This window comes from Cupriavidus sp. 8B, assembly GCF_054589115.1.
In genome coordinates, this window is sequence record NZ_BAAILO010000060.1 from 40,740 (window position 1) to 60,094 (window position 19,355).

Consider the following 19,355-nt stretch of genomic DNA (forward strand, 5'->3'; position numbering starts at 1 on the left):
CCCTCCGCCCGCCGCCACCAGGGGACGCCACCCGCGCCCCCCTTGCTTCCGGCACCTGCCGCCGCCGGCATTCCTAAAAATGGTCTGAGGAGACCCTCATCATGAATCGCATCGGGCAACACCTGGTGTGGCTGGCCGTCGCCGTCCTTGGCGCCTTTGCCTTTGCCACCGTTGCACTGTCTCGCGGCGAAGCCGTCAGTGCCTTGTGGATCGTGGTCGCCGCGATCTGTATCTATCTGATCGCTTACCGCTACTACAGCAAGTTCATCGCCGAGAAGGTGATGCAGCTCGATCCCAAACGCATGACGCCGGCCTGGCGCCATAACGACGGGCTGGACTACGTGCCGACCAACAAGGCGGTGCTGTTCGGCCACCACTTCGCCGCCATTGCCGGCGCCGGCCCGCTGGTGGGCCCGGTGCTGGCCGCGCAGATGGGCTATATGCCCGGCATGCTGTGGATCCTGGCGGGCGTGGTGTTTGCCGGCGCGGTGCAGGACTTCATGGTGCTGTTCATCTCCACGCGCCGCGACGGCCGCTCGCTGGGCGACCTGATCAAGTCCGAGATGGGCACGGTGCCCGGCATGATCGCGCTGTTCGGCTGCTTCATGATCATGATCATCATCCTGGCAGTGCTGGCGCTGATCGTGGTGAAGGCGCTGGCGGACTCGCCCTGGGGCACCTTCACGGTGGGGGTGACGATTCCTATCGCCATCTTCATGGGTATCTACACGCGCTACATCCGCCCGGGCCGCATCGGCGAGGTGTCGGTGATCGGTTTCGTGCTGCTCATGCTCGCCATCATCGGCGGCCAGTATGTGCATGAGAGCGCCGTGCTGGCGCCACTGTTCACCTACGACGGCAAGGCGCTGACGTGGATGCTGATCATCTACGGCTTTATCGCCGCCGTGCTGCCGGTGTGGCTGTTGCTGGCCCCGCGCGACTATCTCTCCACTTTCCTGAAGATCGGCACCATCATCGCGCTGGCCATCGGCATCCTGATCGTGGCGCCGGAGCTGAAGATGCCGGCGTTCACACAGTTCGCCAAGGGCGGCGGGCCGGTGTGGTCGGGCAACCTGTTCCCGTTCCTCTTCATCACCATCGCCTGCGGCGCGGTGTCGGGCTTCCACGCGTTGATCTCCTCGGGCACCACGCCCAAGCTGCTTGAGAGCGAAGCGCATATGCGCTTTATCGGCTATGGCGCGATGCTGGCCGAGTCCTTCGTCGCCATCATGGCGCTGGTGGCCGCCTCGGTGATCGAGCCGGGCGTCTACTTCGCCATGAACAGCCCGGCAGCCGTGATCGGCACCTCGCCGGAAACGGTAGCCCAGGTGGTTTCGGGCTGGGGCTTCGTGATCACGCCCGACGTGCTGATCCAGACCGCCAAGGACGTTGGCGAGAACTCCATCATCTCGCGCGCCGGCGGCGCACCGACGCTGGCCGTGGGCATTGCCCACATCCTGCACCAGGTGGTGGGCGGCCAGGCCATGATGGCCTTCTGGTACCACTTCGCCATCCTGTTCGAGGCGCTGTTCATCCTGACCGCGGTAGATGCGGGCACCCGCGCGGGCCGCTTCATGCTGCAGGACCTGCTGGGCAGCTTCGTGCCGTCGTTTCGCCGCACCGACTCGCTGCCGGCCAACCTGATCGCCACCGCGCTGACCGTATCGTTCTGGGGCTATTTCCTGTACCAGGGCGTGGTTGACCCGCTGGGCGGCATCAACACGCTGTGGCCGCTGTTCGGCATCTCCAACCAGATGCTGGCTGCGGTGGCGCTGGTGCTCGGCACCTGCGTGCTGGTCAAGATGAAGCGCGGCCAGTACGCCTGGGTCACCCTGGTGCCCACCATCTGGCTGCTGATCTGCACGCTGACCGCCGGCTGGCAAAAGCTGTTCGACGCCGACCCCAAGGTCAGCTTCCTGACCCACGCGGCCAAGTTCAGCGACGCCATCGCCCAAGGCAAGGTGCTGGCTCCGGCCAAGTCGATGGAGCAGATGCATCGCATCGTCTTCAACGACTACCTGGATGCCGGACTGTGCGCGCTGTTCATGTTCGTGGTGCTGTCGATCGTGTTCTACGGCTTCAAGACCGCGATGAAGGCTCGCACGCAGAGCCGCCCGAGCGACCGCGAAACGCCGTTCGAAGCGATGCCGGCTTCGGCTTCGGCGCAGCATTGAGTGGGTGCGCTGGCCACCGGCCAGCGCTAACCCGATATCGGGCTTGGATTTGGAAACAGGAGATCCATCATGCTTGAGCAACTTGGAACCATGGGACGCTACCTGGGCCAGTCCCTGCGCCTGATGGTGGGTTTGCCGGATTACCAGACCTATGTGGCGCACATGGAGGCCACCCACCCCGACCGCGAACCCATGACCTACGAGGCATTCTTTCGCGAACGGCAGGAGGCCCGCTACGGCGGGGGGCAGGGAAAATGTTGCTGACCTGCACGTGGCGTGCGGCACGCACACAGGAATGTGAGTGCGCATAGCCGCACAACCATCCTAACCCCGCAGTAACTCCGCGCTTCACGCCGTTAAAGAACGGTCCACCAATGCTGGCGGACCGTTTGACGTTTCTGCAGCGGTTACAGCGCCTTACACGTGGTTACAGCAAGGTCGCGGCTACATCTCTACACTTGCGTCACAGTTGCTCAACCCAAGGAAGAAGAACATGTCTCGGCACCCCGTTCGCAGTTTCACCCTGGCCATCGCCCTGGCGGCATCCGCCCTGCCGGTGTTTGCGGGCGATATGAATAATGCCCTCGGCGGCGCACTCGGCGGTGTCGCCGGCGCGGCGGTCGGTGGCGCGCTTGGCGGCTCGACCGGTGCGGTGATCGGCGGCGCCGTTGGCGGCGGCGCAGGCGGCGCGGTCACATCCAACCGCCGCGAGCGCACTGGCGCCATCATCGGCGGCGCGCTGGGCGGCGGCGCAGGCACGGCAGCGGGCAACGCCATGGGCGGGCGCACCGGCGGCCTGCTGGGCGCGGCGGTTGGCGGCGGTGCAGGTGCTGCGCTGGGCGGCAACGTCTCGCGCAGCAACTCCTACGCGGACGAACGCGGCCGCGGCTACCGCGACGACCGCTACTACCGCAGCGGCTACAAGCGCAAGCACGGCCGTGGCCACAACCATCACGATCACGACGATTGATCTGCATGGCGCAGGCGGGATCATCCCCCGCCCGCAGGCAGCCGGCCTACGACGCCGGCAACAAAAACGGGCCATGACTGGCCCGTTTTTTTATGCCCCGACGCCGGTCCGAAAACCTGGCCGGGGGTATCATGCATCACCCGATACGCGCGAGCGAACGCGGCACAAGCGGCGTCCCAAAAACAAACACGCCCATACCGGCGTGGTACGGGCGTGTCCTCCATGTAGTACGGAGAGAGAGCTTTCGCTCCCTCCCCGTCGGCCTGTGGAGATCAGCCGAAAGGGATGGAACCGCCATCAGAAGCGGTTCCCGCCGACAGGGCGCCTGAATTACAGGGCAGCGGCGCCGTCGGTGAAGACGTCGAACTTGCCGGCCTTGGCGCCGTCGGTGTACGGGTCGAACTTGCCAACGCGGGCGCCATCCGTGAACGGGTCGAACTTGCCGGCACGAGCGCCGTCGGTAAAGCTGTCGAACTTGCCAGCGCGGCCGCCGTTGCTGTAGACCGAAGCCTGGGTGGCGCGGGCGCCATCGGTGTAGGGGTCGAACTTACCGGCCTTGGCAAATGCGGGGGCGGCGGTCAGGGCGGCTGCAAGCGTGGTGGCAGCGGCGATCAGGGCGAAACGTTGGCTTTTCATGATTGAATCCTTTCCACAGGCAGGACACCTAGTCTTCTCAGCAGCCTTCGCTGCAATGCGGCATCCGATGGCTTCATATTAGGCATTTCCCTGATATGAATAAATATTGCCCCAGACAATGATTAGTTGTAGTTTTAACAATAAACAACCCACTTTCCGTAAAAGTTCGCGGGCAAGACTGGAGACTATGTCATGGACCGGCTGCAATCGATGCGCGTCTTTTCCAAAGTGGTCGAGCTCGGCAGCTTTGCTCGTGCGGCGCAACAATTGGAAATGTCCAATGCGGTGGTGACGCGCTACGTGGCCGACCTGGAGAGCCACCTTGGCACGCGCTTGCTCAATCGCACCACCCGCAGCCTGTCGCTGACCGACGCCGGGGAAACCTACCTGCAGCGTTGCCAGCAGATCCTGGAGGATGTAGAGGAGGCCGAGGCCGTGGTGACGGCACGCAGCCAGTCGCTCTCCGGCACGCTACGGCTGGTGACGCCGGTGATGTTCGGCCTGCACCTGCTGCCGGACACGCTGGCGCGCTTCCAGGCCCTGTACCCGGAAGTGGTATTCGACGTGCAGCTGTCGGACCGTATCGTCGATATCGTGGAGGAGGGCCGCGACGTGGGCGTGGTGCTGTCGGACCTGGGGCTGGGCTCGCACCTGGTGGCGCGCCCGCTGATCTCCGCCGAGATCATCCTGTGCGCCTCGCCAGGCTACCTGCGCAAGCACCCGCCGCTGCGCCACGCGCACGAGCTGACCAACCACCGCTGTATCGCAATGCGCCTTCCCACCGCGGAGCATGAGTGGACGCTGTCGGGCCCGGAGGGCGAGGTGACGGTGCCGATCCGCCCGGGCCTGCTGTGCAGCAATGCCGAGCTGGCACACCAGGCGGCGCTGGCCGACATGGGCGTGGCGATGCTGTCATCCTACCTGGCGCGCCCCAATATCGAGGCGGGGCGGCTGACGCACATCCTGCCGCAGTACCAGTTGCCGAAACGCGATATCAGCGTGGTCTACCCGAGCCGCAAGTTCCTGCCGACCAAGGTCCGCGCCTTTATCGATTTCCTGCTCGAAGAGGGCAAGATCCGCAGCGACAACCAGTAGGGGAATCGCAGGATCGAGGGATAAAGGGATAAAAGGCAAGCGCGGAGCCGGCAGGACGCCGGCTCCGCGCGCGGCTCACTCCTCCTCGGCGTCGGCCGTGGCTTCGTCATCGGCGCGGGACTTGCCGGTAGCGCGCTTGGCTGCCGGCGTCTTGGCCGCGGCTTTCTTCGCTGCGGGTGCCTTCTTGGCGGCGGGGGCCTTCTTGGCCGCCACCTTCTTGGCCGGCGCCTTGGCCTTGCTCACCGTTTCGGCAGCCTGATCCTCGCCGCCAGCCTTGGCGGACGTGGTCTTGGCCGCTGCGCCCTTGGCCGCGGTCTTGGCGCCCGCCTTGGGCTCGCGCGCCTCGAACTCGAAGCCGATCTTGCCGTCCGGCTGCTTGGCCAGGAAGGCCTTGAAGTTGCGCCCGGTGCGCGATGACTTGAAGCCGGTCAGCAGGTCCGTGCGGCCCACGCCCAGCAGCTTGCCGATCTGCTCGCGCGAGATCTCCTGCTGCAGGATGATCTTGCCCGTGGTGAAGTCGCAGGCCTTGGGCACGGCCACGCTGTTCTCGCACACGTACTTCATGCCGTGCTCGTACACCGAGCCGCCGCACTTGGGACAGGCACCAACCGCTTCCTGCCCGCTGAAGTCGACCGGCTCGCCGTCGTTGTCGTCGTCGTTCTGGCCGAAGTCGAATTCCATCTTGTAATGGCCTTCGTCGTCCTTGCCCAGCTTGAGGATGGCGGCGAACGGCCGGCCCATCTTGCTGCGGAAGCCTTGCAGCGGACCGATTTCCTTCTTCAGCAGCAGTTCTTCGACTTCGTCGATCTCGAACTGGCGCCCACCCGGGATCTTGCTGATCGAGAATTCGCACGCGGTGCAGGCAAAGCGGCGGTAGTTCTCCTTGACCTGGCTGCCGCACTGCGGGCAGGGCGTGGCCAGCGTGGCGTAGTCGCCCGGAATTGTGTCGCTGTCGTATTCCTTGGCGCGCTTGACGATCTGCTGCGTCATCTGCGCGATCTCGCGCATGAACTCGTCGCGCTTGAGGCCGCCGCGCTCGATCTGCGACAGCTTGTGCTCCCATTCGCCGGTCAGCTCGGCCTGGGTCAGTTCCTGCACGCCCAGGCCGCGCAGCAGCGTCATCAGCTGGAAGGCCTTGGCGGTGGGAATCAGCTCGCGGCCTTCGCGCACCAGGTATTTCTCGGCGAGCAGGCCTTCGATGATGGCCGCGCGCGTGGCTGGCGTGCCCAGGCCCTTGCCGGCCATGGCCTCGCGCAGCGCGTCGTCGTCCACCAGCTTGCCGGCGCCCTCCATGGCGGACAGCAGCGTGGCTTCGTTGTAGCGCGCGGGCGGCTTGGTGGTCAGCATCACGCCGTCGACCTTGTCGACCTTGACGCGCTCGTCCTTGGCCACCGCCACCAGGTTGGCCTCGTCGCCCTGGGCTTCACGGCCATAGACCACCAGCCAGCCGGGATTGACCAGGACCTTGCCCTCGGTCTTGAAATGATGGCCGGCCACCTCGGTAATGCGGGTGGTGACCTGGAACTCGGCCGCCGGGAAGAACACCGCCAGGAAGCGGCGCACCACCAGGTCATACAGCCTCTGCTCCGGCTCCGAGAGGTTCTTCGGGGCTTGCAGCGTCGGGATGATAGCGAAGTGATCGCTGATCTTGCTGTTGTCGAAGATCTTCTTGTTGGGCTTGATCCACCCGCTGGCCAGCACCTTCTTGGCGTGCGGCAGGTAGTTCGGCGAACTCTCGGCCAGCATGTCCATGGTCTGCTTGACCGTGTCCAGGTAGTCCTCGGGCAGCGCGCGCGCATCGGTACGCGGGTAGGTCAGCACCTTGTGCTTTTCGTACAGCGCCTGGGCCAGGCCGAGGGTGTTCTTGGCCGAGAAGCCGAAGCGCGAGTTGGCCTCGCGCTGCAGCGTGGTCAGGTCGAACAGCGCCGGCGACTGCTGCGAGGACGGCTTGGACTCTTCGGTGACGGTGCCGGTCTTGTCACGGCAGGCCGCCACGATGCTCTTGGCCTCGGCCTCGCTCCACAGGCGCGACTCGCGCGTCTCGGGATCGAACTCGCTCTTCTTGAACTTGGGGTCGAACCAGCGGCCTTCGTAGAGGCCGGCGGCGGCGATGAACTCGGCGCGCACTTCCCAGTAGTCGCGCGGGATGAACTTCTTGATCTTCTCTTCGCGCTCCACCACGATCGACAGCGTGGGGGTCTGCACCCGGCCAACCGTGGTCAGGAAGAAGCCGCCGCCCTTGCTGTTGAACGCGGTCATGGCGCGCGTGCCGTTGATGCCCACCAGCCAGTCGGCTTCCGAGCGGCAGCGCGCGGCGTCCGCCAGCGGCAGCATGTCGGCATCGTCGCGCAGGCGGGCAAAGCCGTCGCGGATTGCCTGCGGCGTCATGGACTGCAGCCACAGGCGCTGCACCGGCTGCTTGGCCTTGGCCTGCTGCTGGATCAGGCGGAAGATCAGCTCCCCTTCTCGCCCCGCGTCGCAGGCGTTCACCAGGCCGGTGACGTCCTTGCGCTTGATCAGGCGGTTGAGCACCTTCAGCCGCGACTCGGTCTTGGGGATGGGGCGCAGGTCGAAGTGGGGGGGAATCACCGGCAGGTTGGCGAAGCTCCACTTGCCTCGCTTGACTTCGTATTCGTCCGGGGCGGCGATTTCAACCAGGTGGCCGACGGCCGACGAAAGAACGTAATCGTCACTTTCGAAGTATTCGTCATGCTTGGTAAAGCCCCCGAGGGCACGGGCGATATCGGCCGCAACCGATGGCTTTTCCGCGATGATGAGGGCTTTTGACATGGATCGGATCCTTGCTGGCCGCACTCTGGCGACCTGCGAATTGTTGCCACTAAGGGCTCTGCACTATATGTAAACAGCGAGCTTGGGGCTTTGAGGCGCCAATAATAAGCGCGGTTCCGACGGCGGTGCAAGCAAGCTGCCTCCGCCGTCGCCGTCAAACGGGCGCTGCTGGCATGCGGGCCGGCCCTGAACAGCCGCTGCCCGCTTCGTTTTTTGACTGCATTTTTCCGGCGGTGCTCCCGGCCTGCGCCTGGCGCCGATGACCGGAGTTAGACGTCGTTAGCGTGCGGCGCCAGCCACTCGAGCACGTCCGGGACTTCCGCGCCGGCTGTCGCCGGCATGGCCGCGCCGCGCGCCAGCATGCGCTCGAGCACTTCGATATGCGGCAAAAGTGTCCCGTAGAACTGCGGGACTCCACCCGCCGCCGGCTGCACCAGCAGCGTCGGAAAGTTGTCGATATCCAGGTCGCCCAGCTGGTCGGCATGGGTTTCGATATCGATCCAAACGAAGCAATCGCCAGGAAACCGGGCGGCAAGCGCCGCGAACGCCTCCTGGTAGGTGCCGCAGGTGCCGCACCAGGCTGCGCACAGGCAGGCTACCAGGCGGCCTTGCGGACGCGCTGCCAGCGCCTGGGCGATCGCGCCCTGGTCCTGCTCCGGAAAGTAAACGGTCATGGCGGGGGAAACATGAGCCTTTTCAGGCACGGGAAATCGTTTGATTGTAGCGGCCGCCAGGAAATCCGTATTTTGGCCCGCCGTCCTGGGATCGCTCACTAGCTTACACGCCGATAGACATTGCCCGGCAGGCGCTCCACCGCGCCCGCCAGTTCCAGGGCCAGCAGGCTGGCCACCACTTGCTCGGGCGGCAGGGCGGTGCGCGCACACAGCGCGTCCAGCGTGACGGGGTCGTGGGTGAGCGTCAGGCCGAGGACATCGTCGAGCGCCGGCATAGGTGCCGGCGCCACCGGCCGGGCGGCATCCCCGGCCATGCCAAGTTCCTCGAGCACGTCCTGCGCGGTTTCCACCAGCTTGGCGCCCTGGCGGATCAGCAGGTGGCAACCCTTGGACAACGGCGCATGGATCGAGCCGGGAATGGCGTAGACCTCGCGCCCCATCTCGGCCGCCAGCCGCGCCGTGATCAGCGACCCCGAGCGCGCCGCCGCCTCCACCACCAGCACGCCGCGCGCGAGCGCCGCGATGATGCGGTTGCGTTGGGGGAAGTGGTGGCTGCGCCCGGGCATGCCGAGCGCGAACTCGCTGACGATGGCGCCATGGGACGCGATGCGGTGGGCCAGGTCGCGGTGGCGGGCAGGGTAGACCAGGTCGGCGCCGGTGCCGATCACCGCCACGGTGCCGCCAGTGCCCTCCAGCGCCCCCTCATGGGCCGCGCCATCGATGCCCAGCGCGAGCCCCGACACCACGGCCAGCCCGGCGCCGGACAACACGCGGGCGAAGCGCCGCGCGTCCTCCACGCCCTGCACGGTGGCGCTGCGCGCACCGACCATGGCAATGGCCGGGCCGCCAAGCGCTTCCAGCCGGCCTTTGACGTACAGCACCAGCGGCGGGTCGGACAGATCCAGCAAGGGGCGGGGATAGGCGGCATCGGCCAGCGTCACCACATGGTTGCCGGGCTCGGCGGCCCAGGCCACGGTGCGCTCGACCAGCGCCATGGTGACGGCATCGGGCGGTGCCAGCAGTGCCCGGGCATGCTTCTCGGGAATGACACCCGCCAGTGCGCTGACGGTTTGCGCCAGCAGTTGGCGCGGCAGGCCGAAGATGGCCAGCAACTGGCGCAAGGCGCCTGTGCCCAGGCCGCGGGCACCGGTCAGCCGCAGCCACGCCTCGATGTCGGCAGCGCTGCGGGTGGTGGCGGGCACCGGCGCCGGGTTGGCGCCGGCTGCTGCCAGCCCGGTCAACGCGGCGATGTCACGCGGTCGCCCACCTCGATCGCGTTCGAGGCATCGGTGACCAGGGCATAGGCCACGCCGGGAAACACGCGGAACACGAAGGCCAGGCCATAGCGCTCGTCGGGCAGCAGGATGGCGCGGTTGCCGTCCGTGCGATCGCGCACCACCTGGCCGGCGCGCGACAGCGCGAGCACGTGGCCGGGCTCCAGGCCCGCGGCGGTGCCGATATTGAGCACGACCACCTGCTTGGCGCCGCCGAACTGCACGCCGCCGTAGACCGCCGCGATGCGGCCATCGAGCATGACATCCGGCGCACGCGGCACATAGCGCACCGGCTCGCGCGCCGGCTGGGGCATCAGCAAGGTGCCGGAGCCCATTTCCTGCTGGGCCTGGGTGACCTTGACGGTGGTTACCGCGTCGAAGCCTTCCGGCAGGCGCGACACGCGGACATTGCCCTGGTACTCGGCCTCGTAGCCCAGCACGATGCCGGTGACGGGATCCTTGATCGGCTTGACCGGCTTGAAGGCCTGCCAGTCGCTGCCGACCACCGCCTCGGGCGGGGAGACGCCGCGCGCGTAGGCGGTGTCGCCCATGCCCAGGTAGACCCGCGACTCGGGCAGGGCGATGATGCGCGCCGAGGTCTCCAGCGTGCCCTCGTCCACCACCAGCGGGCGGATCAGGAATGGCTCGACGTCCTTGGCGGAAATGCTGGCGATGGCGCCCTCGGGCCCGCCTTCGCTGCGCACGGCCGGCGTGAGCCGCACCGTGCCGCCGGCATCGGGGCTGGTGGAGAGCCAGGCGCGGCCGTCGCGCTGAATCAGGTACAGGACCTGGCCGGGATAAATCAGGTGTGGATTGTGGATCTGCTGCTGGTTCATGCCCCACAGCTCGGGCCAGCGCCAGGGCTGGCGCAGGAAGCGCCCGGAGATCCCCCAAAGCGTGTCGCCCCCGCGCACGACATACTGCTGGGGCGCGTCCGAAGCCAGGTCGGCGGCGGCAATGCCTTGTTGCGCGGTGACGGTGGCCTGGGCCCGCTGGGCCGTGGTGACGGTAAGATCGGCGGCATGCACTGGCGCCCCTGTGACGGCAGTGATTCCGGCCGCACACATTATCCAATGGGCAAACGCGTACGGCCTGCGGCCCGGCGCCGCCTGGTGTTCTTTGGTAAGATCGCGCATTTTCTCGAACCGGCTGGCAGAACAGCCGGATTGACCCTGGAGAGCGCGCCTGTTGCGGCGCGCCTTGAATTTTTGTACTTGCGCCCCGATTCTGCATGTAAACACCCGTAGCCGCAACGCGCGGGTCACATGTGTGAGCCGCAGGCGTTGCGCCCCAGCATCATGGCTAAACTCGATATCCTGACCTACCCCGATCCCCGCCTGCATACCGTGGCAAAACCGGTTGCCGTGGTGGACGACCGCATTCGCCGCCTGGTGCAGGACATGGCCGAGACCATGTACGAAGCCCCCGGCATCGGCCTGGCCGCGACCCAGGTGGACGTGCACGAACAGGTGGTGGTGATCGATATCTCCGAGACCCGCGACGCGCTGCAGGTGTTCATCAACGCGGAGATCGTCTGGTCCAGCGACACCCGCAAGGTGGCGGAAGAGGGTTGCCTGTCGGTGCCCGAGGTCTACGACCGCGTCGAGCGCCCGGACCATGTGCGCGTGCGCGCCCTGAACGAGAAGGGCGAGCCCTTCGAGATCGAAGCCGACGGCCTGCTTGCCGTGTGCATCCAGCACGAGCTGGACCACCTCAAGGGCAAGGTCTTCGTCGAGTACCTGTCGCCGCTCAAGCTCCAGCGCATCAAGGCCAAGCTGGCCAAGCTGCACAAGCGCGAGCGCACCCGCATGTAAGGCAGCCGGCGCCGGCCGCGCTCCGGTACCGGTCTGCTATCGTATTGCCTTCCCGATGAATCAAGTTACCGGCCGCTGATGCGGCCGGTGCCGCTTTATGCCGGAGCGCGCCATGTCCCAAGCCGCAAGCCCATCCCAAGCGCTGCGCGTTGCCTTTGCCGGCACGCCCGAATTCGCCCGCGTGGCGCTCGAAGCCATCCACGCCGCTGGTTTTCCGGTGGTGGCGGTGCTCAGCCAGCCCGACCGGCCAGCCGGCCGCGGCCTGCAGCTGCAGGCCAGCCCGGTCAAGCAGTACGCGCTGGAGCAGGGCCTGGGCCCGGTGCTGCAGCCGCGCTCGCTGCGCCGCAACGGCAAGTATCCCGAAGAGGCCGGCGCCGCCGTGGACACGCTGGCGCAGATCGCCCCGGATGTCATGGTGGTGGCCGCCTACGGCCTGATCCTGCCGGCCGAGGTGCTGGCGCTGCCGCGCTACGGCTGCCTGAACATCCATGCCTCGCTGCTGCCGCGCTGGCGGGGCGCCGCGCCCATTCACCGCGCCATCGAGGCCGGCGACGCGCACACCGGCATCACGCTGATGCAGATGGACGAAGGGCTGGACACCGGCGCGATGATCCAGGGCGAAACAGTGCCGATCGGCCCCGACGACACCACCGGCACCCTGCACGACACACTGGCCGCGCTCGGCGGGCGCATGGTGGTGCAGGCGCTGCGCCGCCTCTGCGCGGGCCAGCCGCTCGCCGGCACGCCGCAGCCGGCCGAGGGCGTGACCTATGCCGAGAAGATCGGCAAGGAAGAAGCGCCGCTGGACCTGCGCCGCCAGGCTGCGGTGCTGGCCGCCCAGGTGCGCGCCTTCAACCCGTTCCCCGGCGCCACCGTGCAGGTCGGCGAGACCGTCATCAAGTGCTGGCAGGCCCAGCCGCTGGCGGCCACGGCCAGCCACCCGCAGGCGCCGGGCACCGTGCTCGCGGCGGATGCCGACGGCGTGGTGATCGCCTGCGGCGAGGGCGCGCTGCGCGTGACCGAGCTGCAAAAGCCGGGCGGCCGCCGCGTGCCGGCCCAGCAGTTCCTGCAAAGCATGCCGCTGCCGCCGGGTACCCGCTGCGCCGTGCCTGGAGGCACGGCATAATCGCCCTGCGCTTGCGGCAAAGCCACCAGGGCTGACTTGCCGGCAGCGCACTTTGCCTCCCATTCACCGGCAGCCAACCATGCTCGGCATTACTGACCTTCCCTTGTTCGTCGGCGCGGTATTCCTGCTCAATGTGACGCCTGGCCCGGATACGGCCTATATCGTCGGGCGCAGCGTGGCGCAGGGCAGGGCGGCGGGCGTGGTCTCCGCGCTCGGCGTCAGTGCCGGCTGCTGCGTGCACTCGCTGGCCATCGCCTTTGGCCTGACCGCCTTGCTGGCGGCCTCGGCCACCGCCTTTACCCTGATCAAGTTTGCCGGCGCAGCCTACCTGGTGTGGCTTGGGCTACGCCTGGTCTGGCAGCGATCCGCGCCCCCCAGCGCAGACGAGGCCCCCGCCGCGCAGCCGGGCACGCGCGGCCTGCGCGCTTTGTTCATGCAGGGCTTCCTCACCAATGTGCTGAATCCAAAGGTGATCCTGTTCTTCATTTCCTTCTTCCCGCAGTTTGTCGATCGCCACGCCGAGCACCAGGCCCTGGCATTCCTGGCCCTGGGCGGCGTCATGGTGGCGATGTCGACGCTATGGAACAGCCTGGTGGCATGGATGGCGGGTACCCTGACCCGCCACGCCAGCGAAGTGCCGCTTCTCAAGTGCTGGCTGGATCGCATTGTGGGCGTGGCCTTCATCGGGCTGGGCGCGCGCCTGGCCTTTGCCCAACGCTAGGGACGGTTGCCGAACACGCCGGGGCAACGAACGGCCGCCGGCGCCTGCTGCCCTTTTTTTAGGCAGGCTGCGGTTGAATTTCCGGGCCGGGGTACTATCTAAACAGCACCGCGTCACGCTTTCCGTAGCATGGCCAGCCCGGCCACCCGGTGTGCGCGCGAGGATGATTTTTTCGGAGATCAAGACAATGTTCAACTGGGTCAAGACCTTCATGCTGATGGCCGCCATCACGGCGCTGTTCATCGTCATCGGCGGCATGATCGGCGGCCGCAGCGGCATGATGTTCGCGCTGATCATGGCGCTGGGCATGAACTTCTTCTCGTACTGGTTCTCGGACAAGATGGTCCTGCGCATGTACAACGCGCAGGAAGTCGACGCGAGCACCGCACCGCAGTTCTACGGCATGGTGCAGGAGCTGGCGCAGCGCGCCCAGCTGCCGATGCCGCGCGTGTACCTGATCAACGAGGATGCGCCCAACGCCTTTGCCACCGGCCGCAATCCGGAGCATGCCGCGGTTGCGGCCACCACCGGCATCCTGCGGGTGCTGTCGGAGCGCGAGCTGCGCGGCGTGATGGCCCATGAGCTGGCCCACGTGCAGCACCGCGACATCCTGATCTCGACCATCGCCGCCACCATGGCCGGCGCCATCGCCGCGCTGGCCAACTTCGCCATGTTCTTTGGCGGGCGCGACGAGAACGGCAACCGCTCCAACCCCATCGCCAGCATCGCGGTGGCAATCCTGGCCCCGCTGGCGGCCTCGCTGATCCAGATGGCGATCTCGCGCGCCCGGGAGTTCGAGGCGGACCGCGGCGGCGCCACCATCAGCGGCGACCCGCAGGCGCTGGCGATGGCGCTCGACAAGATCCACCGCTATGCGCAGGGGATTCCGTTCCAGACGGCGGAGCAGCACCCGGCCACGGCGCAGATGATGATCATGAACCCGCTCTCTGGCGGCGGCATCGCCAACCTGTTCTCCACCCACCCGGCGACCGAGGAACGGGTGGCGCGGCTGATGCAGATGGCCCAGACCGGCGTCTATCCGGTGTAAGCGCGGTCCAAGCGCGGCCTAAGCGCGGTCCAGGCCCCTGCGCTAGCCCCTCGCAGCGGCCAGTCCGGCGCAAAAACGCCGGCCCCCGCCCCATACAGGGTAAACTGCCCGCCGTGCTTCCCCGGAAGCGGCGGGCAGTGTGTTTTTGGCCTCGCCCGGCCTTGCCGCCAGTCCTCGCCGCTTGCGGCTTGCCCCCTGCCACCCCGTTTCACCGTCTCACTGCCCCACTGTCATGCGCCTGCAACACGAATCCCTCGCCTTCCAGATGCTCGCCGCCGCGGCTGCTGTACGCGGCGTCAACGAAGGCAGCGCGCTGCCGCTGGCCATCGAGAACGCCGCCGCCCAGTACCGCCTGGACCGCGTGCGCGACGCCGCCGCGCGTGGCGCCCTGCAGGACCTGGCCTACCGCACCATGCGCCAGTTCGGCACGGCGCGCGCGCTGGTCACCAAGCTGGTGACCCGGCCGCCCGGCGCGCTGGTGGATTCGCTGCTGGCCGTGGCCCTGGCGCTGCTGGTCGAGGACGAGCAGGGCGAGGGCGGCTATACCGAGTTCACCGTGGTCGACCAGGCCGTCAGCGCGGCGGCCTCCGAGCCCAAGACCGCGCACGCGCGCGGGCTGGTGAACGCCGTGCTGCGCCGTTTCCTGCGTGAACGCACGGCACTCCTGGCCGAGGTGCGCCAGGATGACGAAGCGCGCTGGAACCTGCCCGCATGGTGGCTGGACGCGCTGCGCAAGGCGTACCCGGACCAGTGGACCGCACTGGCCGAGAGCGCCAATGTGCGCCCGCCCATGACCCTGCGCGTCAACACCGCGCGGGTCTCGGTGCCTGACTACCTCAAGCGCGTGCTCAATGCCGGCATGGCGGGCGTGGCCATCGGCCCGCAGGCCGTGCGGCTGGTACGCGCGTTCCCCGTGTCGCAGATCCCCGGGTTTGCCGAGGGCGATGTCTCGGTGCAGGACGCCGGCGCGCAAATGGCCGCGCCACTGCTGGACCTGGCCGACGGCCAGCGCGTGCTCGACGCGTGCGCCGCGCCCGGCGGCAAGACCGGCCATATCCTGGAACTCGCTAACGTAGAAGTCACCGCGCTCGAGAGCGACGCGCAGCGCGCCACGCGCATCGACGAGAACCTCGCGCGCCTGGGCCAGCAAGCCACCGTGGTGGTAGGCGACGCCAGCCGCCCGCAAGACTGGTGGGACAACCGCCAGTACGACCGCATCCTGGCCGACGTGCCGTGCTCCGCCTCGGGCATCGTGCGCCGCCACCCGGACATCCGCTGGCTGCGCCGCGAGGTGGATATCCCCCGCCTGGTCACCGAGCAGCGGCGCATCGTGTCGCAGCTCTGGAACCTGCTCAAGCCGGGCGGCATCCTGGTCTATGTCACCTGTTCTATTTTCCCAACGGAGAATGAAGAGCAGGCGCGCTGGTTTGGTGCACAGCTACCAGATGCGATACGATTGCAGGCGCCCGGCCAGATGCTGCCCGGTAGCAAGGATCAGTTGGCCGGTGGCGGAAATGGCAGCCAGGAAGGCCTGCCCACCGATCACGATGGCTTCTTCTACGCCCGTTTCCAGAAACGACCCTGACCGATCCCAATCGATCCCAATCGATCCCAATGCCGAACCCGCTTCGCTTGTTCGTCCTTCGCGTCCCAGACGACAGTGCGTGCGTGCCCCTTGCTGCAGCTGGTGCAACTGGTGCTGCTGGTGCAATAGCCGGCCCCGGCCCGGCATGCAGCGCGCGCGCGCGGCTGGCGTCGTGGTGGCTCGCGGCGACGATCATGCTCGGCGTGCTGATGACGCTGATCGCGCTGCCGGGCACGGCACGCGCCGACGGCATTGAAGTCAACGAGGCCCGCATCGAGTACCAGGACGGCGGCTTCGACCTGGCCGCGAGTTTCGATTTCGATCTGCCGCCGCCACTTGAAGACGCGCTCAACAAAGGCATCTCGCTGTATTTCGTCGTCGATTTCCAGCTCACCCGCCCACGCTGGTACTGGTTCGACGAAAAGCCCGTCAATGCCAGCCGCAGCGTGCGGCTGTCCTACCATCCGCTCACGCGCCAGTACCGCGTTTCCACCGGCGGCCTGCAATTGCCGTTCATGCGCCTGAAGGGCGCGCTGCAGTTCATCCAGCGCGTGCGTGGCTGGCGCGTGTTCGAGCGCAATATGGTCAAGCCGGGCGAGACCTACCAGGCCGAAGCGCGCATGCGCCTGGACCTGACGCAACTGCCCAAGCCGTTCCAGATCAATGCCGTCAACACGCGCGAGTGGAACCTGGCATCGGAATGGCGGCGCTTCAACTTCACCGTGCCGACTGAATTCCCGCCGCCGACCGCGCCCACGCCAGCGCCGCAACTCGTGCCCGTACCGGTGCCGCCACCCGTGCCGGCGCCGGCGTCCGCCGCATCCGCCCCGGTGGCCGGCGAAACGCGCGCGGTGCCGTTCGCGCAGACCGTATCGACCGTGCTCTCTCCCACCACCCTGGTGCAGCCGGCCGCAGGCCAGCCATGAGCGCGCCCCCCAGCCTGTGGGACAGCCGGTTCCGGCGCGTGCTTTACCGCGTCGTGGCGGGCATCATCGTGTTCCTGGCGCTGGTGCTGGTAGCGCTGCTTGCCGGCGCCTCGGCCAATACCGAATTCTTCGATCGGTACTTCACGCTGCTGTTCAAGATCAACCTGGTGATCGGCATCCTGCTGGTGCTGATCATCGGCGCGCTGGCGCTGACCTTGTGGCTGCGCTATCGCCGCGGCAAGTTCGGCACGCGGCTGATGACCAAGCTCGCCGTGTTCTTCGGCGTGGTGGGTGTGCTGCCCGGCGTGCTGATCTACCTAGTGTCCCTGCAGTTCGTCTCGCGCAGCATCGAGTCCTGGTTCGACGTGCGGGTCGAGACCGCGCTCGAGGCAGGCCTCAACCTTGGCCGCTCCACCATCGACAGCTCGCTGTCGGACCTGCAAGGCAAGGCGCGGCTGATGGCCGACCAGCTCACCAGCTCGCCCAATGTCGCCACTTCGCTGCAGCTCAACCGGCTGCGCGAGCAATACGGCGTGCAGGAAGCCGCCATCTTCACCGGCAGCGGCCGCGTGATCGCCACGGCGTCGAGCAACTATGCGTCGCTGGTGCCGGACCTGCCCTCTGGCGTGCTGGCCGAGCAGGCCCGGCTGGCCGGCGGCTATGCCGCGGTGGAAGGGGGCACCGATCCGTCGGTCGATAGCCATCACCAGCCCGAGCGTACCGATGGCAGCCACCTGTACCTGCTGCGCGTCATCGTGCCGCTGGGCCCCGCGCCCACCGCGCCCACCGTGCAAACCGACGCAGCCACACCCGCGGATAGCGCCAGCCGGCCCGCGGGCAAGCCGCCCCTCAATGCCGCCAGCCGCTGGGCCGGCTCGGGGCTGTCCGTCGAGCGCCGCCCCGAGGACGCCGCATCGTCCGGCTTCGGGCTGGTGGGCGACACGGTGCGCGAGGAGCGCTACCTGCAGGTCGTGCATCCGGTGCCGGCAGCGTTGGCGCGCAATGCCGACGAAGTCCAGCGCGCCTACCAGGAGTACCAGGAAAAGGCGCTCGGCCGCACCGGCCTGCGCAAGATGTATATCGGCACACTGACGCTCACGTTGTTCCTCGCGGTGTTCATCGCCGTGATGCTGGCGCTGTTGCTCGGCGGGCAGCTGGCGCGGCCGTTGCTCATGTTGCTGCAAGGGACCAAGGAAGTGGCCGAGGGCGACCTCTCGCCCAAGCGCGAGCTAAAGAGCCGCGACGAGCTCGGCATGCTGACCCAGCAATTCAACATGATGACGCGCCAGCTGTCGGAAGCGCGCATCGCGGTGGAGCAGAACCGCAGCGCGCTCGAGAAATCGACGGCCTATCTCGAGAGCGTGCTGCAGAACCTCACCGCCGGCGTGTTCGTGTTCGATCGCCGCTTCGTGCTGATCACCGCCAACCCCGGGGCCGAGCGCATTTTCCGCCAGCCGTTTACTGGCGCGCTGGGCCAGCCCATCGACAGCATCCCGGCCCTGGGCGAGTTCGGCGACATCGTGCGGCAGGCCTTCTCCGAGCAGAGCACCAGTGAAATGCTGGGTGGCGCGCAGCACTGGCAAAAGCAGATCGAGCTGCCGCAGGGCGATGAGGAACAGGCACTCACGCTGCTGGTGCGCGGCGCGCGCCTGCCGGGCGGGCGCGGCGACGAGCGCGACGAACCCGGCTACGTGGTGGTATTCGACGACATCTCCGATGTGATTTCCGCTCAACGCTCGGTAGCGTGGGGCGAAGTGGCACGGCGCCTCGCGCATGAGATCAAGAACCCGCTGACCCCGATCCAGCTCTCGGCCGAGCGCCTGCAGATGAAGCTCTCGCCCAAACTGGAGGGCGCCGACGTCGATGTGCTCAAGCGCGGCGCCACCACCATCGTCAACCAGGTGGCGGCCATGAAGCGCATGGTCGACGACTTCCGCGATTACGCGCGCACGCCGCCAGCGCTGTTGCAGTCACTGCAGCTCAACGGCCTGGTCGCCGAAGTGCTGCATCTCTACGGCATCGACGACACGGGCACGCACGAGCATGCCGTGATCCATCCGTCGCTGGCGGGCAGCCCGCCTGAAATCAAGGGCGATCCGACGCAACTGCGCCAGGTGATTCACAACCTGCTGCAAAACGCCCAGGATGCCGTGGCGGACAACGTAAGCGCGGCTAGGGCGGCGCCCCATATCGCTCTGCACACCGAGACTGTAGAATACAAAGATTCTGCCGGCGAAGACCGGCAGGCCGTCAAGCTCACCATTGCGGATAATGGTCCCGGCTTCGCTCCGCGCATCCTTAGTCGCGCGTTCGAGCCGTATGTGACCACCAAGGCCAAAGGAACAGGCCTGGGTCTTGCGATGGTGAAGAAGATCATTGACGAACACGGCGCACGCATCGAGTTGCGCAATCGCATGGAGGGCTCCGAAATCATCGGGGCGCAGATCTCCATCCTGTTCGTTAAACTGGCATAGTCAATGTGCGGCCCCGAACCCGGCAAGCCGCGGTGGGGTCAAGAGGGG

Annotated in this window: 16 protein-coding genes; 11 read left to right on the top strand and 5 right to left on the bottom strand. The window is 67.2% G+C overall.

What is annotated here, in order from left to right; genetic code table 11:
* Positions 1–101 precede the first annotated feature (101 nt).
* The 3 genes from ACYP5B_RS05780 (at position 102) to ACYP5B_RS05790 (ending at position 3,144) form a co-directional block, all read left to right on the top strand.
* Positions 102–2,174, top strand: coding sequence for a carbon starvation CstA family protein (locus ACYP5B_RS05780; RefSeq protein ID WP_459568924.1), 2,073 nt, complete (start codon positions 102–104; stop codon positions 2,172–2,174).
* A gap of 69 nt (positions 2,175–2,243) precedes the next feature.
* The gene (locus ACYP5B_RS05785) at positions 2,244–2,438 is read left to right on the top strand and encodes a YbdD/YjiX family protein (protein WP_006162283.1); all 195 of its coding nucleotides are present in this window, start codon (positions 2,244–2,246) and stop codon (positions 2,436–2,438) included.
* Between the two features lie 229 nt (positions 2,439–2,667).
* On the top strand, positions 2,668–3,144 hold the full coding sequence (locus ACYP5B_RS05790; RefSeq protein WP_267604848.1) for a hypothetical protein: 477 nt from the start codon (positions 2,668–2,670) through the stop codon (positions 3,142–3,144).
* A 330-nt stretch (positions 3,145–3,474) separates the two neighbouring features.
* Here the strand turns inward: ACYP5B_RS05790 and ACYP5B_RS05795 are convergent, their stop codons facing one another.
* Positions 3,475–3,780 (bottom strand): hypothetical protein, encoded by a 306-nt coding sequence (locus tag ACYP5B_RS05795; RefSeq protein ID WP_400091623.1) that lies wholly within the window; start codon positions 3,778–3,780, stop codon positions 3,475–3,477.
* A gap of 192 nt (positions 3,781–3,972) precedes the next feature.
* Between ACYP5B_RS05795 and ACYP5B_RS05800 the strand changes: the two genes are divergently transcribed.
* A complete protein-coding gene (locus tag ACYP5B_RS05800) occupies positions 3,973–4,875 on the top strand; it encodes a LysR family transcriptional regulator (protein ID WP_267604846.1) in 903 nt (300 codons plus the stop codon).
* A gap of 75 nt (positions 4,876–4,950) precedes the next feature.
* On the opposite strand, the gene ACYP5B_RS05805 is transcribed toward ACYP5B_RS05800, so the two are convergent.
* The 4 genes from ACYP5B_RS05805 to ACYP5B_RS05820 form a co-directional block, all read right to left on the bottom strand.
* The gene (locus ACYP5B_RS05805; protein ID WP_459568925.1) at positions 4,951–7,665 is read right to left on the bottom strand and encodes a DNA topoisomerase III; all 2,715 of its coding nucleotides are present in this window, start codon (positions 7,663–7,665) and stop codon (positions 4,951–4,953) included.
* A gap of 269 nt (positions 7,666–7,934) precedes the next feature.
* Positions 7,935–8,339, bottom strand: a complete 405-nt coding sequence (locus ACYP5B_RS05810; protein WP_459568926.1) for a thioredoxin family protein — start codon at positions 8,337–8,339, stop codon at positions 7,935–7,937.
* 98 nt (positions 8,340–8,437) lie between these two features.
* On the bottom strand, positions 8,438–9,580 hold the full coding sequence (gene dprA, locus ACYP5B_RS05815; RefSeq protein ID WP_459568927.1) for a DNA-processing protein DprA: 1,143 nt from the start codon (positions 9,578–9,580) through the stop codon (positions 8,438–8,440).
* Positions 9,577–10,749, bottom strand: coding sequence for a LysM peptidoglycan-binding domain-containing protein (locus ACYP5B_RS05820; protein WP_459568928.1), 1,173 nt, complete (start codon positions 10,747–10,749; stop codon positions 9,577–9,579). Before ACYP5B_RS05820 ends, dprA begins: the two co-directional genes overlap by 4 nt.
* Positions 10,750–10,911: 162 nt before the next feature.
* Between ACYP5B_RS05820 and def the strand changes: the two genes are divergently transcribed.
* From def to ACYP5B_RS05855, 7 genes are all read left to right on the top strand, one after another.
* The gene (gene def, locus ACYP5B_RS05825; RefSeq protein ID WP_318234293.1) at positions 10,912–11,427 is read left to right on the top strand and encodes a peptide deformylase; all 516 of its coding nucleotides are present in this window, start codon (positions 10,912–10,914) and stop codon (positions 11,425–11,427) included.
* A 112-nt stretch (positions 11,428–11,539) separates the two neighbouring features.
* Positions 11,540–12,553 (top strand): methionyl-tRNA formyltransferase, encoded by a 1,014-nt coding sequence (fmt, locus tag ACYP5B_RS05830; RefSeq protein WP_459568929.1) that lies wholly within the window; start codon positions 11,540–11,542, stop codon positions 12,551–12,553.
* Between the two features lie 79 nt (positions 12,554–12,632).
* Positions 12,633–13,274: a LysE family translocator gene (locus tag ACYP5B_RS05835; RefSeq protein ID WP_459568930.1), complete on the top strand. Its 642-nt coding sequence runs from the start codon at positions 12,633–12,635 to the stop codon at positions 13,272–13,274.
* Positions 13,275–13,461: 187 nt separating this feature from the next.
* A complete protein-coding gene (gene htpX, locus ACYP5B_RS05840) occupies positions 13,462–14,322 on the top strand; it encodes a zinc metalloprotease HtpX (RefSeq protein WP_267604841.1) in 861 nt (286 codons plus the stop codon).
* Between the two features lie 232 nt (positions 14,323–14,554).
* Positions 14,555–15,907 (top strand): 16S rRNA (cytosine(967)-C(5))-methyltransferase RsmB, encoded by a 1,353-nt coding sequence (gene rsmB / locus ACYP5B_RS05845; RefSeq protein WP_267604840.1) that lies wholly within the window; start codon positions 14,555–14,557, stop codon positions 15,905–15,907.
* Positions 15,908–16,101: 194 nt separating this feature from the next.
* Positions 16,102–16,833, top strand: coding sequence for a DUF4390 domain-containing protein (locus ACYP5B_RS05850; RefSeq protein WP_400091633.1), 732 nt, complete (start codon positions 16,102–16,104; stop codon positions 16,831–16,833).
* Entirely contained in the window at positions 16,830–19,307 is a 2,478-nt protein-coding gene (locus ACYP5B_RS05855) for a sensor histidine kinase (protein WP_400091634.1), read from the top strand. Before ACYP5B_RS05850 ends, ACYP5B_RS05855 begins: the two co-directional genes overlap by 4 nt.
* The last annotated feature ends 48 nt before the right edge of the window (positions 19,308–19,355 follow it).